12 protein-coding genes are annotated in these 15,827 nt (G+C 58.5%); 10 read left to right on the top strand and 2 right to left on the bottom strand.

The window, feature by feature from the left end; all coding sequences use genetic code 11:
- Positions 1-26 precede the first annotated feature (26 nt).
- From HEP89_RS23295 to HEP89_RS23250, 10 genes are read left to right on the top strand one after another with little or no spacing between them, the layout of a single operon-like run.
- Positions 27-623 carry a hypothetical protein gene (locus HEP89_RS23295; RefSeq protein ID WP_156912495.1) on the top strand — a complete coding sequence of 199 codons (597 nt, stop codon included), beginning with the start codon at positions 27-29 and terminating at the stop codon, positions 621-623.
- 21 nt (positions 624-644) lie between these two features.
- Positions 645-2,363 carry a type VI secretion system-associated FHA domain protein TagH gene (gene tagH, locus HEP89_RS23290; RefSeq protein WP_168693175.1) on the top strand — a complete coding sequence of 573 codons (1,719 nt, stop codon included), beginning with the start codon at positions 645-647 and terminating at the stop codon, positions 2,361-2,363.
- Positions 2,364-2,421: 58 nt separating this feature from the next.
- On the top strand, positions 2,422-3,756 hold the full coding sequence (gene tssK / locus HEP89_RS23285) for a type VI secretion system baseplate subunit TssK (protein WP_168693174.1): 1,335 nt from the start codon (positions 2,422-2,424) through the stop codon (positions 3,754-3,756).
- Positions 3,756-5,375, top strand: a complete 1,620-nt coding sequence (gene icmH / locus HEP89_RS23280; RefSeq protein WP_168693173.1) for a type IVB secretion system protein IcmH/DotU — start codon at positions 3,756-3,758, stop codon at positions 5,373-5,375. Before tssK ends, icmH begins: the two co-directional genes overlap by 1 nt.
- Positions 5,376-5,408: 33 nt before the next feature.
- Complete coding sequence (gene tssM / locus HEP89_RS23275) at positions 5,409-9,062, top strand: type VI secretion system membrane subunit TssM (RefSeq protein ID WP_055654010.1); 3,654 nt, start codon at positions 5,409-5,411, stop codon at positions 9,060-9,062.
- 1 nt (position 9,063) lies between these two features.
- Positions 9,064-9,738, top strand: a complete 675-nt coding sequence (gene tagF, locus HEP89_RS23270; RefSeq protein ID WP_168693172.1) for a type VI secretion system-associated protein TagF — start codon at positions 9,064-9,066, stop codon at positions 9,736-9,738.
- Entirely contained in the window at positions 9,735-10,499 is a 765-nt protein-coding gene (locus tag HEP89_RS23265; RefSeq protein ID WP_077292979.1) for a PP2C family serine/threonine-protein phosphatase, read from the top strand. Before tagF ends, HEP89_RS23265 begins: the two co-directional genes overlap by 4 nt.
- Positions 10,499-12,478 (top strand): serine/threonine-protein kinase, encoded by a 1,980-nt coding sequence (locus tag HEP89_RS23260; RefSeq protein WP_168693171.1) that lies wholly within the window; start codon positions 10,499-10,501, stop codon positions 12,476-12,478. The genes HEP89_RS23265 and HEP89_RS23260 overlap by 1 nt, the downstream gene beginning before the upstream one ends.
- 39 nt (positions 12,479-12,517) lie before the next feature.
- A complete protein-coding gene (locus tag HEP89_RS23255; protein WP_168693170.1) occupies positions 12,518-12,940 on the top strand; it encodes a biopolymer transporter ExbD in 423 nt (140 codons plus the stop codon).
- Complete coding sequence (locus HEP89_RS23250) at positions 12,937-14,670, top strand: hypothetical protein (RefSeq protein WP_168693169.1); 1,734 nt, start codon at positions 12,937-12,939, stop codon at positions 14,668-14,670. The genes HEP89_RS23255 and HEP89_RS23250 overlap by 4 nt, the downstream gene beginning before the upstream one ends.
- Here HEP89_RS23250 and HEP89_RS23245 read toward each other — a convergent pair.
- On the bottom strand, positions 14,662-15,333 hold the full coding sequence (locus HEP89_RS23245; RefSeq protein WP_022999352.1) for a MotA/TolQ/ExbB proton channel family protein: 672 nt from the start codon (positions 15,331-15,333) through the stop codon (positions 14,662-14,664). The two genes, HEP89_RS23250 and HEP89_RS23245, sit on opposite strands and share 9 nt — an antisense overlap.
- A gap of 35 nt (positions 15,334-15,368) precedes the next feature.
- Entirely contained in the window at positions 15,369-15,725 is a 357-nt protein-coding gene (locus HEP89_RS23240) for a hypothetical protein (RefSeq protein WP_022999351.1), read from the bottom strand.
- Between the last annotated feature and the right edge of the window lie 102 nt (positions 15,726-15,827).

The following is a 15,827-nucleotide window of genomic DNA, read 5'->3' as shown; positions in this document are numbered from 1 at the left end:
CCAAGAGAAAAAACGGAGTAGAGCAGATGGGATCACGTATCCGCTTTACAAAGGCTAGACAGGTATTTGAAACTTTTCCGGAGTTGTCGGAAACGGTAAGCGAACCGGCCACGGATATCGCTCCGGACGCCTATACTCTGGAATTGCAGAAAAGCGAGGCACCGCTGTCGGCGATCGCCTATTTCGCTCATATCCTGCCGAAACGGGAATCGGTCTGGTGGGGCATGAACTGCGTTGCCGGTCTGGATCAGGCCAAGAACGAGGATGACCGGCAGGTTCTTAAACTCAGCGAGACCTGGGTCCGCGAGGGGGATGAAGATGCCCGTGTTGCGGTTCACGCGGCGGCTGAGGCCGCCAAGAAGGATAGCGCGTCCGTCTGGATCGGTCTTGCTGCAGGCTGGTCTGGCGGATCCCTCTCGCCGAGCCCCGAGCACCGGGTGGACATGCCGGACGACCTGACGGCCAAGGCCGTAAATACAGCTGTGTTGATTGCGCTTGGAACACTTGAGCCTGCCAAACGGGATGAGGCCCTGAAATCTTGCCTGTCTGCCGGGCTGTCCTTCGCCGGAGGTGGGGCGATGCCCGCGGTGACCGTCAGCAGCTCTTCGTCAGCCTTTTCCTAAGCGCAAAGAGGAAACGTGGGAATGCGCATAACGCTCCAGATTGAAAATGTTGACCGGTTGGAGACCGGCGGTCAGCTGTCCTACAGCTGTGCCGACCGAGGCTTCGACATTGGTCGGCACGAACATCTGGACTGGAGTCTGCCCGATCCCCAGCGGATGATTTCCGGTAAACATTGCGAAGTGCGCTTTGAAAGCGGGAATTTCGTTCTTTACGACTATTCGACAAACGGCACTTTCCTTAATGGCAGCCAGACCCGCATGGACAAGGCACATGTGCTGCGCTCCGGCGATCGGCTGATGATTGGCGATTACATCATCGTCGTATCGCTGGAAGCCGGATCCGGGCAGCCAGCCATGTCCGCAGCACCAGTCGCCGCCGCTGCTCCTCAGCCCTGGGACGCACCGCAAACCTCGTCTACACCCGGTGGCTCCTCCTGGCCTACGGGGCCTGGTCCGGCGGGCGCGGCACCCGGTCACTATCCAATGGAAAATCAGGGTGGGCCCTGGGCTACACCGGGAGCGGGCATGGAAGGGCGACACGCTCCGCCTTCCTCCAATCCAGGCATAGGCACGCCGGCAGATGATGTCTGGAGCCAGCAAGGACACGGCTGGGGCACGGCGGATCCTTCGCTGTACGATCCGAATGCGCACATCGGCGAACGCGAAGCCCCTCGACCGGCCCAGGCGGATCCGCTCGATCATCTTGCCCAGCAACCGCATCTTCAATCTGCCGGAGCCGCGCCCGCAGAGCCGCATTTCGGCTTTCCGGCACCTGAAGCGCAATCTCCGTTTCCGGCGCTGTCTGAAACCCCGGCGCAGGAAAGTGCTGAGCCGCTTTTCCAGATGCCGGATCTTCAACCAGAGGCACCAACCCAGCAACCGGCGGCCGAATCTGCTCCGCCACCTGCAGGAGAGCCCACAGCGTCGCCGTTTCCCGAAGCGCCTGTCTGGAGTGCGCCAGAGGCTGAGGAAACACAGCCGGCAATTGTCCAGGAACCACAGCCTGAACAACCGGCTCCAGTGGCGCAATCTGCACCTGCGGCCATGCCTGTTGTTACCCCGCAAGAACCAGCGAAGGCAGACACAGTGGCGGTTGCTAAGGGTGATGTTAAGCCGGCTAATATTCCGGCAGGCGATGTCGATTTTATCAAGGCCTTCGCCGAAGGAGCCGGTATCCCGGCTGCAACGCTGGCTGGCCGCGATCCAGAAGAATTTGCCCGGGAAGTCGGGGCCATATTGCAAGGCATCACCGGCGACTTGATGGGTCTTTTGCAGGCACGCAGTCAGGTGAAAGCCATGACCCGGAACGCCAACCGCACGCTTATCATGCGCAGCGGGAACAATGCCCTGAAGTTTTCGCCAACACCGCAAATGGCATTGCAGACGATGCTGGCTCCAGGAGCGGAAGAAAACGGGTATTTGCCGATTTCAAAGGCCATGCAGGCTGCTTTCAAGGACATCCAGAAACATCATGTCTGGACCTATGCAGCCATGCAGAAGGCTGCAGGAAGATTTGAAGAAAAGCTTTCCCCCAAGGCGATCGAAGCAGAAGGCCAGGTCGCCAAGAGTACATTCGGTAACCAGAAGGCCAAGCTATGGGAGCGGATTCAGGAACGCTGGAGTTCCTTGTCCGGTTCGTACGACGATGGCGTGGTCGGGCTTTTCACGCAATACTTTACCGAAGGTTATGAAGAATTGAGCAGTGACGATCCGGAGCAGAGCTCCGGACTGATGAATTAAGACCTTTGCCAGTTTTAAGAGCGCGAAGGCGCGAAAGTGTTAAGGGAGCAGTACCTTTATGTCGTGGTATAGCAAGGTTGCATGGACCGAAGGCTTGTTTCTGCGGCCTCATCATCTCCAGCAGAGCGACCGGTACGCGGAACACATGCTGGACGAACGGGTCCGTTTTGCCTCTCCCTATCCCTGGGGCTTTTCCGAGCTGGAAATAGATCAGGACGTAGGCCAGCAATGCCGGTTCGCGCTTCGTTATGGCCGAGGCATATTCTCCGACGGAACGGTGTTCAACTTCCCGGCCGACGGCACGCCGCCGCCTGCAATCGACGTTCCGGAGGACGCGGCAGGACAAATCGTCTGGCTGGGAATTCCCGAGACGACCGTCAATGCAGTGGAAGTCGCCAATGGCCGCGACGATGCCGCCACGAGATATATTCAGGGCAGGGAGACGATCATCGATTCCACCTCCACCATCCGCCAGGAGGAGGAGATCGATGTTGCGCATCCGCGCCTGCAGTATTCGATTCGCTCGACACCCCATCCCGGTCAGGTCTGCCTGCCGGTCGCCCGCATCACGGAAATCAAGGATCGCATCGTCATAACCGATGGTTCCTTTGCGCCGCCGGTACTTGCCTGTCATGTGCATCCGGTCGTCACCGGCTGGATTGACTCCGTCATTGGCTGGGTGGAACGCAAACTGAGCGAACTGGCGCGTTACGCCGCCGATACGTCCGCCGGGGGCGGACTGCAGAATTTCGATTATCTGACGTTGCAGCTGCTCAACCGCACTTATCCTTTGCTGATGCACCTGCGCAAATCTGCTTATGTGCATCCGGAGCGGCTGTACATACTGTTCCTGCAGCTGGCGGGGGAGCTTGCAACGTTCGCAACGGAAGAGCGCCGAGCGCGCAACTATCCTGTTTATGACCACGACAAGCTGCATGATATCTTCAAGCCGGTCCTGGCCGACATACAGGCATTCCTGTCGGCCGGCTACGACCGGCGGGCAATCCGCTTGCCTCTGGAACAGCTGGCGCCGAATGCGTTCAAGTCGACCATTGTCGATCGCAACCTGTTCTCGCAGGCGGGCTTTGTCATCGAAGTGTCTGCCCGCAGGCCTTTGACGGAAATTCAGAACGAGTTTCCAAGGCTCTTCAAGGTTGGTCCCTTCGGTCAGATGCGCCAGATCGTCTATTCCAACCTGCCGGGTATTCCGCTGATCCACATGCCGGTACCACCGGCACAGATCCGGGCTCTCACGGACCGGGTCTATTTCCGGCTGGACAAGACGACCCCGCTTTGGCGCGAATTTAGCCAGGACTCGGCGATCGGGCTGCAATTCTCCGGCAACTGGCCGGATCTGCAGCTTGAGTTCTATGCCGTCCGGGAGGGCCGCTGATGTCGGACAATGACGATCCCTTTGGTGTTTCCAAACGCAAGGGAAAGACAATTGTAATGCCCAATCCGGGCGGGCGATGGAGCGAAGGCCAGCCAGGACAACCCGGGCAGCCGCCTCAGCAACCTGCGCCGCCACCACAACAGGTTCCCGGTCAGGCGCCTCCTGGACACGCAGCTCCGCCTCCGCCACACAATCCGCCTTCCGGTGGCTCGGACCCGTGGCAAAGCGGGGGAGGCGGCGGAGGACGTGATCCTTACGCTCCGACGCCAGCCGGGTACGAGTATGGCCAGCAGCAGGCACCGGATCTCAGAACCCCGCCAGGCGGTTACCAGGCACCGCAAGGCGCTGCGCCACAGCCGGCGGCCGCACCTGCACAAGGGGCCGGTAAACTGGCGCATATGCCGGACATCAACCAGATCCGCGTTGCCAATCGAAATCCGATTTCCCGTGCGGCTGCCCCGCTGCTTCTGCTTCTGGGCCGGCTTCACCTGACAATGACGGACGCCCAGTTCGACCAGTTGATGCGCGATGTCTATAGCGCCATCAAGACGTTCGAGAAAGAATTGCGGAGCGCCGGAATCACGGACGACCAGATCCGTTCCGCCGCCTATGCGCTCTGTGCGACATCAGACGATATTGTTCAGAATCTGCCATCTGCCGGACGCCACCAATGGACGCAATATTCAATGCTGACCCAGTTCTTCGGTCAGGCAACCGGCGGTGTCGAGTTCTATCAGCTATTGGAAAAGGCAAAGCAGGATCCCGGTCGTAACTACGGTGTTCTGGAGGTCATGCATTCCTGTCTGTCACTCGGCTTTTACGGCAAGTACCGTGCGATCCAGGGTGGCCAGCAGGGCCTGGAGCGCGAACGACGCGACCTGCATGAAATTCTGCGTCGTGTTCGCCCGCGGCCTGGAGACGATCTCTCTCCCCATTGGCGTGGCCTGGAACTCCTGCAAAAGCGGGCAGGGTTCTCGGTACCGATCTGGTCGGTCGCGGCCGTTGCAGGCGCATTGCTTCTTGGGGGCTACGTCACCTTGATGCTTCTTCTGTCGAGCGGAAGCGAAGTTGTCGCTGGACGCGCAAGTGCGCTTTACCCGTCGGGCCCGATTGAACTGGCGCGCGAGGGCTACCAACCCAAACCGCCACCCGCGCCACCACCGCCGGAAGATGCGGCAATCGATACTGTCTCCGCACAGCTGGCAGGTATCGATGGCCTGGAAATTTCGCAGGCGGGACCGGCGATCATGTTGCGCATGCGCGCGCAGTTCGACGTCGCAGCTGCCACGCTGCGCCCTGAATTCCAGCTTCTTGTCGAGCAGGTCAGCCAGACCCTCGATCAGGTGGAAGGTGAAATTCTGGTCGTCGGCCATACGGACAGCGACCCGATCCGCAATAATCCGCGGTTCCCGACCAACTGGCACCTGTCCGTTGAAAGGGCAAAGGCAGTTGCTGCCGTCATGGAATCAGTCCTCCAGACACCAGGGCGGGTGCAGGTGGAAGGACGTGGCGCCGACGAGCCGATCGCTCCCAATACAAGCAGGGAAGGCAAGGCGCTCAACAGACGTGTGGAAGTCTTCCTGAAGCCACCGGCCAAAGGGCTGGTGATCAACAACTGATATCCGGGGCAACCGCAGAACAAGGCTGTATCTATGAAATTCTGGCTCGGAATAACGGCAATCGTCATCGGCATACTCGCCCTGATCGGTCTGATCTGGTTTGGCGGGCCGTTCCTGTCGATCGCCGGTGTGAGGCCCTTCGAACCTCTCTGGGTAAGGTTGTCGCTGGTTGCGCTTGTCCTTCTGACCGTTGGCGGCTGGACCGGCTACCGGATCTACAAGCGCGTCAAGGCCAACCGGGAACTCGAGAGTGAGATCCTGCAACCCAAGGCAAGTGATGCCGACTTGCAGATCATGTCGGAGCGCATGAAGGACGCTCTGAAGACGCTCAAGACGTCCAGCGGAAACGCGCGCACCTATCTTTACGACTTGCCCTGGTACCTGATGATCGGCCCTCCGGGCGCCGGCAAGACCACGGCTTTGATGCACTCCGGTTTGAAGTTTGCCGGCTCGCGCGCAAAGGGAGAGGCCCAGAAGCTGGAGGGCCTCGGCGGAACCCGGTATTGCGACTGGTGGTTTGCTGAAACGGCTGTACTGATCGATACGGCAGGGCGTTACACCACGCAGGATTCCGACGAAGAGCATGACCGCGAAGCCTGGCACGGGTTCCTCAATATTCTGCGCAAGGCCCGTCCGCGTCAGCCAATCAACGGCGTTATGGTGTCGATCAGTCTTGAAGACCTGATGACGCTGTCTGACGATGAGTTGAAACAGCATTCCGATGCGATCCGCACGCGCTTGATCGAACTTTACAAGACCTTGAAAATCGATTTCCCGGTCTATGTGATCTTCACCAAGGCCGACACGGTTGCGGGCTTCATGGAGTTTTTCGGCTCCTATCCCGAAACCCGTCGCAACCTGGTCTGGGGAGCGACCTTCCAGACCCGCGAAAAAACAAAGAACATGGTGTCGGAAGCGCCCGCCGAGTTTGATCTTCTGGTGGAGCGTCTCAACGAGGAGATGGCGGACCGTCTTCAGGAAGAACCGGATCCGCGCGCCCGGCTGATGCTCTATGGCTTCCCGACACAGGTCGCTGCTCTAAAGGACCGTCTGACCGGTTTCCTCAATGCGATTTTCGAACCGAGCCGGTATTATCCGAATGCTGTTCTGCGCGGTTTCTATTTTACCTCCGGCACCCAAAAAGGCACGGCCATCGACAGGGTCATCGGCTCAATGAGCCAGGCCTTCGGGACAGCCTATCAGGCGGCCGCTCTATCCGGTCAGGGCAAGAGCTACTTCCTGCGTGATCTTCTTTCCAAGGTGATTATCGGAGAAGCCGGCTGGGTAACCCATAACCGGCAGGCCGTCAGAGTTGCGACCGCAACCCGCATTGCGGCTTACGCAGCCATTGCCCTCGTGACCCTGGGCCTCGGCAGCTTGTGGGGGATCAGTTATCTCAACAACAAGGCCTTGATTGACGAAACCGCCAAGGCTGTGGACACGGTGCGCGTAAACGGCGAAACCGTTCTGGCGGAGCGGGTTGTACGCGACGACAATCTGGCGGATACAGCCTATATCCTGTCGATGTTGCGGAGCTTGCCGGCCGGCTACGACAGCCGCGATACGCCAACGCCTGTCATGGAACAGTTCGGCCTCAGCCAGCGCGACCGTCTGGAAGCAGCTGGCGTGACGTCCTACAGAAGTGGTCTTGAAAGGTTGTTGCGACCGCGTTTGCTCTTGAGGATCGAAGAGCAGATGACCGAAGTGCTTGACAATCGCACCGGTCCGGGCGGACAGGACGTCGATACGCTCTACAATCTGGCAAAGCTGTACCGCATGGTGGCGGGTGATGCGCCCGAGATCGACAAGGAGCAGATCAAGAATTCGTTCCGTGCCGACTTCCTGCAAAGCTTCCCTGGACCTCAGGGCGAGATCTTGCGCAACGAGCTCAACAACCACGTTGCCGCGATGCTCGATCTCGATTTCGGTGGCAATGTCCTGACCGATCAGCTGGACGGCATTCTGGTTGCCGAGGTCCAGCGAGAGCTCGGACGTGTCAGCCTCGCCGAGCGTGGGTATGCACTTCTCAAGTCTCGTGCCAAGGGTCTTGCCAGCGAAGACTGGATTGCGGAACAACGTGGCGGCTCCGACATGGAAACCGTTTTCGAAACGGAGAATGGCGACACGTTGGACACGGTCGCGGTCGACAAGTTCTTCACCTATCCGGGCTTCCACCTTTCCGTTCTGCCGAACCTTGCCGGCATTCGTGAAGAACTGGAACGGGACAAGTGGGTGTTTGGGGATGTCGGCGAAGCCGATGCCTTTTCCGACCAATATCAGTCGCTTCCCGGCGAGATCCTGGCGCTTTACACCAAGGATTTCATCGAAGCCTGGGAAGAGGCGCTCGGCAACTTGAAATTCAAGTCGATGCGCAACGACAAGCCGCTTTACACGACGCTTCAGGCCGTCTCGGCACCAACATCACCCGTCGTGCAGCTTCTTGAGAGCATTCGGCGCGAAACCCTGCTCACCCAGGATCTGTCGAGTGAAGGCCTTGCCGGAAACCTGACAGGCGGCAACGCGCAAGATGCCGGCACTGACGCTGCACAGAAGATCTTCCAGCGCTACGTGCTGGATTCGTCTGGTGGATTGAAACGTATCGGCCTTGAAGCCGGACTTCAGGCAATCGCACCGGGAGGTTTGTCCAACGCGCTTGGAACTGCAGCTGGTGGTGGAGGTCCAACCATTATTCCGGGCAAGGCGATCGAAGATCACTTCCGTCCTTACCATGTACTGGTGGAAGGCGAGAACAGCCGCAAGATCGATGCCTTGCTGCTGAACTTCAAGAACATCCTCGACAACCTTCTGATCGTGGCCAACAACCCGCTGCAGAGCGAAACTGCAAATTCCAACGTGCAAATTCAGGCGTCTCTGCTGAGAAGCAACGCGACGCGTTTCCCGCCGCCTTTCGATAAACTGATTATCCAGGCTGCGAAGGAATTTGACGAGGAGTTCAAGGAAACCTCGATCACGCAGCTGAACGAGAAGCTGAGCACCCAGGTTGTTGGTGAATGCCGCAGGATCGTCGCCCGGAACTATCCGTTTGAAAACGGTCGCTCCGAAGTGCCGATGACGGAATTTGCCAAACTGTTCGCACCGACGGGAATCATGCAGCGGTTTTTCGATGAAAACCTGAAGCCGCTAGTCGATACCTCGACGCGCCCCTGGAACTGGAAGCCTGAAGTGTCTCAGGCGGACCGTCTGTCGAACGCAACGCTTCGGCAGTTCGAACGTGCAGACCTGATCAAGCAGGCCTTCTTCCCGACAGGAAACGCGTTTCCGTCCGTCGGACTTCAGGTGGTTCCGCGCGCCCTGTCTCAGCAGGCTGACGCGGCCAGCCTGGAAGTGAACGGCAATCTCGTACTGGTGACGCGTGGTCCCGGCTTCAATGCGGAAATCGAACCGTTGCCGGCCAACTTTGATTGGCCCAGCAACACGGCTACTCCGCGCGTTGTACTGGTGATTCAGCCTGAAGTGCCTGGCTACAGATCTCGTCGTGAAATCCATGGAGATTGGGCCTTCTATCGCTTCGTTCGCGATAACAGGGTCAGTTCCGGACAGAACAAGTTCGTCGTGCGCGAAACGCTCGGCGGCAGACAGGTTGCCTTCACGGTGACACTGAGAACGAATCCGAACCCGTTCTTCCTGTCTGCAGTCGGCGATTTCAGTTGCCCTACGAGCTTCTAGAATGGGAACCGGTTATTTCGGCAAACTGCCGGCACGAGCGGATTTTGTCATCGGGCAGTGCCCTGCCGGCTTTCTGAAAAGCTGGGAGGCCTTCCTGATGACCGGACTGGCTCAATCCCGTCTGGATCTGGGCGCGGGGTGGGAGGAAGCCTTCATGACAATGCCGGTGTGGCGATTCTGGCTATTGCACACTTCAGAGGGCGACGAACCTGTTCAGGCCGTCGCCGGTGCTTTCATGCCAAATGTCGACAAGGTCGGCCGGACCTTTCCATTGACACTTGTCTGCGACATCCGACTGGAAAAGCAGAATGGTCGGCCGGAAGAGACCTGGTACGACCGTGCCGAGGTTATTTTGCGCGACACCTTGCAGGAAGATGCCAGCCTGGAAGACTTTCAACAGGCTGTCGCAGGTCTGGAAACGCCACTTGCGGTGGAGGCAAGCGGTAAGAAGGGCAGGGATGCCGAATTATCGACGATGCCAGGAACGGATGTTCTGTCATCCGAATTCTGGTGCCGTGCAGGAGAATTGGGTTTTGAGTTTTCGTGTGCAGGCCTGCCGGACGCAAGCGCCTTTCAATGGCTGCTGCTCCCGGAAACCTTCGCCGGTTCGGAAGCTCGACAGGACGTGGCAGGGAATAGTCATGGGCGATTTCATCCGGAGGATCATCGAACATGATCGAACAAATGGAAGCCTCTATGCGTGGCTTTGCGATTGGACTGACCCATGTTGGCCGGGTTCGGCAGCACAATGAGGACACGTTCTACGTTGACGAGAGCAAGGGCGTTTTCGCAGTGATGGACGGAGCGGGAGGCATGCATGACGGTGCGATGGCGTCCAGTCTCGTGCGTGAGGCTCTTGCCAGTATCGCGCAACCGCGCAGTGCGGAAGACCTTCTGGAGCAGTTCGAAAGCAGGTTGATTACCGCAAAGGACCGGATCGAACAGGCCGCAGCCAAGGCGAACGGAGCTGCCATGGGCACGACGATTGCCGCGCTTCTGATTTCCGGATCGAACTTTGCGTGCCTTTGGGCAGGCGACAGCCGTGTCTACCGTCTGCGCAATGGCCGTCTTGAACAATTGACGACAGATCATACCGAGGCGCAGGAACTGGTGGACCAGAACGTGCTGACGCCTGAAGAAGCAAGGACGTTCGCCCGCAGGCATGTCATCACCAGGGCGATCGGATCCGGGATCGAGCTTGAACTTGAACTGGTTTCCGGAAATCTGCGTCAGGGCGATCGGTTTCTTCTGTGTTCGGATGGCTTGACCGGACATCTGGACGATAGTGTGATTGGTACTTTCCTGATGAACGGCGCGCCGAAGCCGACGGCACAATGTCTTATCAATGGAGCGCTCGAAGAGGGCGGCTCGGATAACGTGACTGTCGTGATTGTCGATATCGATGCAATGTCTGCGCGCGAAGGAGTTCGCAACTGATGAACGTTGGTGCCCACCTGCTACCAGCCGGAACCCGGCTCAACAATCTCTATGAGATTGAAGAACATATTGCCGATGGCGGTATCGGGACGGTTTACAAGGCAAGGGACGTGGAAAGCGGGGATCCGGTTGCCGTCAAGGTCCTTCTCGCGACCTTCTCGCGCGACCCGATGATCCTGGATCTGTTCAAGCGGGAAGCAAAGATCCTTCGCAAACTCAAACACGACGCACTGACCCAGTACTACGTGTTCGCGAAAGAACCTACGCTCGGGATTTATTACCTGGCGATGGAGTTCGTCAGTGGCCCGTCATTGAGCACGCGCCTTGAATCCGGTCCGCTGGAACCGGAGGCGGTGGCACGGTTGATCAAGCGTCTGGCTGAAGCCCTGCAGGCGGTTCACGACCGGGAAGTGATCCACCGGGATCTTTCGCCGGACAACGTCATTCTCCAGAACGGAGATGTCGCGCAGGCCAAAATCATCGATTTTGGTATTTCGCGGGCAAACACGGGCGGGCCGACCATTATCGGTGACGGCTTTGCAGGCAAGGTCAATTATGTTTCGCCAGAACAAGTCGGCATTTTCGATGCCAAGGTGACTGCGCGCAGCGACATCTATTCGCTTGGCCTGGTCATTGCGGAAGCCCTGACCGGCAAACAGATCGACATGGGCGGCACGCAGGTGCAGATCGTCGACAAACGACGGCAGACGCCTCCCTTGGAAGGTATCGACAATCGTTTCCGTCCGTTGCTGGAGGCCATGTTACAGCCCGACCCGGCAAACCGTCCGGCCAGCATGAAGGAAATTGCGGACTGGACGCTAGGTGCTCCGATGGGGCGGCAGGACCAGGACCGCACGATCATTCGGCCATCTTCTGCGCCACCGCCGGAACAATCCGCACTGGATCAACCGCCGCCTCAGGCAAACTGGGGCAAGCGCATTCTGGTCGCCTTGTCGCTGCTCGGTTTCGCCGGTGTCGGTGCCGGGGGTGTCTATTTCCTGGTCGGTCAATCCGTGCCCGAGCAGGACCAGAAACCTGTGCTCGTAGCACCGCCACGACCGAATGCGCCGGACGCACCGTCGCAGCAGACGAATGTGACACAACAAACGCAGACGCCAGCGACCCAGCAACCGGCAACGCAGCAACCAGTGTCCCAGCAGCCAACTAAAACCCAAACAACTGCACTTCAGTCGCCTTCAACACAAACGCCGGAAACGCAGGCGCCCACGACGCCGGACAACACCGTGCCGACAATTCCGACCACGCCTCCAGAGGAGACCGTCGACACGAAACCGGAACCGACCGAAACCGTTACCCGGCCACCGGTGGCAACCGATCCGCAAGAGACGCCTGAAAACGTGACCCCCGAAGACCGGATCCGGAATTTCGTGAGCAGTTATCAGGCGGGCGATTGCATGTATCTGCAGCCGATAGAGATCGCGAGCCGTTCCGCAGAGATTGAGGGATTTGCTTCCAGGACGCCGCCATTCATCAGTTTCGACAGCGACTTCACCCAGTCTCAGGGGTTTGAAGCGAAGATCCAGGTCAACCTTGTGAGCGATGCGCAATGTCCGGCGATAGCTTTTCTGAGAGGAACACCACAGGGAAACGCCAAGACCGAATTGCGTCTCGACATGCAGCGAACGGTCGTGCCGAACGGCAGCAACATGGCCGGACGCATTTCCGGTTATGAACCATCAACGGGCGGGCTCGGGCTTATATTCGTCAACAGCAAGGGGGAGACGGTCAATCTGTCCCCATATCTGCAGACAGACGACCGGGGTGCCGGTTTCGTTGTGCCGCTGACCTTGAAAACGTCTACTGAAGAAACCGGCCTGATCATTGCCATGGTCGGCCCTGATATAACCAAGACGCTTTCTGAGCGCCGCGAAAACGATCCGGAAGACTATTTCGAAAAGCTGATGCAGGATGGTCCGGTCTTGCGGGCAACGGCAACCACGGTCAAAGTGGTGCCCTGACCGGGAAGAGACCTGGCGCAGCGGATATTCTGGCCAACCATGAAACGCTACACCAAACCGATCCATTTGCAGGAGCTGAAACCGCACCGGCGTGCGGACAGCTCCCTTGCATTGATCAACGTGGTGTTCCTGTTGCTGCTGTTTCTACTGGTATCCGGAACGCTGCGGCCCCCCTTGCCTGAAGGGTTCGACTGGGCGGAAACGCAACAGAACGATGGCAGCGGTAAACTGGAAGGCAGTCTTGTGCTGGACAGGGCAGGGACTGTCTGGTTCGACGGTGAAGTTCTGGCTTACGACGACCTGGGCCCATTTCTTGAAGCTCGGCAATCCGACAGAACCCACATGGTGGTTCAGGTCGACAAGCGAGCCAGAATGGAAGCCATTTCCGCACTTGCCGACAGATTGAAAGCTGGCGGTGTGAAACGCCTGACACTGATGACTGTTGAGGCAGGTGCACCTTGACCGTTGTCGCCTATAACCAGGACCGGCAATGGGATATCCCGGGGTACGTGTGGCCGGCTGTTTTGGGCGTTTCGGTTGCCTTGCATGTTTCCGCGCTGATCTACGGCCTGCCAGCGTTGCCTTGGACGGAAGAAGCCCCCTTGCCACCGGTCGAGACCGAAGTGATCCTGGAAAGTGGTGGTCTGCCATTTGAAGATCTGGCAAGTGTCGAAACTGAAATCACACAACCGCTCGAACCGGACACTCCCTTGCCCGTCGAGACTTCTGTGCCAGTGGAAACAGTTGTCAATTCCGAGACTGCGGAGATCCTTGAGCCGGTATTGTCTGAGCCGGTGGTCACCGAAAGCCCAGTCAATGCACTGGTTGAAGCCGTGCCGGTAACCGTTCTGGATCAATCGCTTTCGGACGACACGCCTATCATTGAAGCGCAAGAAGTCAGCCCTGTCCAAACAAGCCCGGTCACCGCAACGCCACCGGAGCAGCTTCAGGTGATTCAGCCTTCTGTTGTTCCGCAAACCGCCTCCACCGTTGTCGCCGCCACGCCTGTACCGGATGCCGTTGTCGCTGTGACGTCCGTCGCGCCAAACGTTATTGCCGGGTCTGAAGTCACTCTTTCCGGTGCCGAAGTCCCAGCCACGGTGGAAGTGGTGCCTTCGGTAGCGGTTGCAACGGATATCGGTGAGGTTGCCGCCGCAGGTGAGACGCAGACAATCGTTTCGGCTGTGCAGGAAAGTCCTGTTCTGGCTCCGCTCGCAGTCGATCAGCCCGCTGCTGAAGCCACTGGCAACGAAGTCGTGTCTGAGGTCTTTGTTCCACAAACGCAGCCTTCCGTTGAAAGCCCGGGCGTTGTTGCACCCGATACCAGCGTTACTGTCAATCCGGTGGTTAGTGTGGAGGCGGATGCGGTATTGCCAGCGGAACAACAGGTTGCTGCCCTGCAGCCTACGGAAACGGAAACGCCCGAGCTAGCGCCCAATGCCCCGGTTTCTTCAACGGTCCCCGCAACGCAGCCTCAAGGGGAGTTGACAGAAAACGTGCCGCCCGTCGCGGTTGCTTCCATCGATCCCCTGGCAAAGGTGTCGGACTATGTTGCCGGTTACAAGTTCGGTGAATGCACACATATGTCTGTTCTTGCAGCTGGTGCGGACACCGCGGAAGTTACGGCCTTTGGCGCAGGCATAGCGCCTTTCGCTATCTTCGATCAGCGCTTCAAGGCGGATCAGGGTTTCGAGGCAAAGATCGAAGTCCGACTGGTGACGCGCAGGCAATGCGCCTTGCTGGATGCTCTTGGCGTTTCTGAAGGCATTGAAGCAGCCGGTCTGGTTGAACTGGACCGGACGGTCGTGCGCAGCGGAACTCCTGTATCCGGTGTGATTCAGCGTGACTTGCCGATCGAGCGGATTGCAAGCGCGGAACAGTCGGGACTGGATCTCAGTGGCAAGGGGCCACCTGAACTGTACCTGATCGATGATGCCGGGCAGATCCATGACGGCCGGGAGTTTCTTCTGCCTGCATCGAACAGTCAGACGGCAGGCGGCTGGCGCTTCAAGGTACCGGTGACGATGATTGCCAGCGACAAGAGTGACGAGACAGCGCTCGTGCTCGCAATCTGGAACCGCCCTTCAGAGCGGCAGCCTTCTCGATTCGGACGGCTTCCTTCCGAACGGGTGGCCGAGATACTGGCAGAGCCTGGGGTCTATTCGCTGACGGCGTTCAAGGTTTCACGCTGAGGGTTGCGATGATGAAGCACCGGCAGTGAAGACGCCGGTGAGGAGAACTTCCAGCGCGGCCCGTTCCTTTTCCAGCCTCGTTTCGAACCAGGTGACGGCAATGGATACCGGCATTGCAACGGCAAGGCCGCAGGCAGTTGTCAGGAGCGCTACCCAGATGCCACCGGCAAGCGTGGCAGGATTGGCGGACGCACCCGATTCCTGAAGGGTCTGGAACGTTTCGATCATCCCGAGAACCGTGCCGAACAGGCCGAGCAAGGGCGAAATCTGCGTCACCAGATCAAGCGCCTTCAGCCAACTGGCGAGGCCGAAGAGACGGTCGGCAGCCCTGGCAGAAATTTCCTCACGTAGTCGTTCTTCCCTGATGTCGCGCACTTGAGAGGACAGGGGCTGCTGATCCAGCATCTGGATGGCGTCCATGGCGCTGCGCACCAGTGCACCCGACAAGGATCTGTCCTTCAAAAGGTTTTGCGCGGCTTTGGTGCGTTCACCACTTCGCCATTGGGTGACAGCCTGACGAACAAGTCCGTGACGGCCAACACGGGCCGTGGAGAATTGAACGGTCTTGGCGAGGATGACTGCAAGCGCTGCAACGGAAATTGCGAGCAGGATGAGCACGACCGGCCCGCCAAGCTCCAGAAGGGAGGAAGATGTCTCGACCATGCGAAAGACGCTCCATCAGACGTTCAAGGGTAGGGTCAATCGCCGAATTCGATGGGTGTACGATTGCTCAGGTCCAGCAGATCCGGGCAATAGACATCGGTAATGCTGGAAGGCACACAATTCATGACGTCGTTGATGTGAAGCCGCGAAAGGCTGTCGCAAGCCTTCCCGGCAAGGTCGAATTGCAGGATCTTGGTTTTACCGGCGGATATGCGGGAGAACTGAAGACGCAGAAACTGATCCACCAGGCCGTCCTTGTTGAAGGCAACCATTTCCAGGCCGAGCTTGTCCATGGGGCGTTCAAGGCCATTGGTCGCGATGATCGAAAGGCGGCAGCCGCCGTCCGCTGTCGGTTGCAACTGGTTGAGTTCGAGGCTGATTTTACCCGTCACTTGCTGTGCCTGTGCGGGTGCCGCCAAAATGGCAACTGCAATCGCTATAAAAACTCTTTGAACCAATATCCGCATCTTGTTCCCCCGGTTAATGCGTCAATG

The sequence above is a fragment of the Labrenzia sp. 5N genome, from assembly GCF_012395805.1.
GTDB classification, from domain to species: Bacteria; Pseudomonadota; Alphaproteobacteria; order Rhizobiales; family Stappiaceae; genus Roseibium; species Roseibium algicola.
The sequence above is the reverse complement of the archived record's forward strand: the minus strand, read 5'-3'. Positions and strand labels throughout refer to the sequence as shown.

Bases quoted from the DNA above. Each gene is read 5' to 3' on its own strand.
- HEP89_RS23255 (WP_168693170.1), top strand. From the start codon at position 12,518: ATGAAACGCTACACCAAACCGATCCATTTGCAGGAGCTGAAACCGCAC.
- icmH (WP_168693173.1), top strand. From the start codon at position 3,756: ATGTCGGACAATGACGATCCCTTTGGTGTTTCCAAACGCAAGGGAAAG.
- HEP89_RS23295 (WP_156912495.1), top strand. From the start codon at position 27: ATGGGATCACGTATCCGCTTTACAAAGGCTAGACAGGTATTTGAAACT.
- tagF (WP_168693172.1), top strand. From the start codon at position 9,064: ATGGGAACCGGTTATTTCGGCAAACTGCCGGCACGAGCGGATTTTGTC.
- HEP89_RS23260 (WP_168693171.1), top strand. From the start codon at position 10,499: ATGAACGTTGGTGCCCACCTGCTACCAGCCGGAACCCGGCTCAACAAT.
- tagH (WP_168693175.1), top strand. From the start codon at position 645: ATGCGCATAACGCTCCAGATTGAAAATGTTGACCGGTTGGAGACCGGC.
- tssM (WP_055654010.1), top strand. From the start codon at position 5,409: ATGAAATTCTGGCTCGGAATAACGGCAATCGTCATCGGCATACTCGCC.
- tssK (WP_168693174.1), top strand. From the start codon at position 2,422: ATGTCGTGGTATAGCAAGGTTGCATGGACCGAAGGCTTGTTTCTGCGG.
- HEP89_RS23245 (WP_022999352.1), bottom strand. From the start codon at position 15,333: ATGGTCGAGACATCTTCCTCCCTTCTGGAGCTTGGCGGGCCGGTCGTG.
- HEP89_RS23265 (WP_077292979.1), top strand. From the start codon at position 9,735: ATGATCGAACAAATGGAAGCCTCTATGCGTGGCTTTGCGATTGGACTG.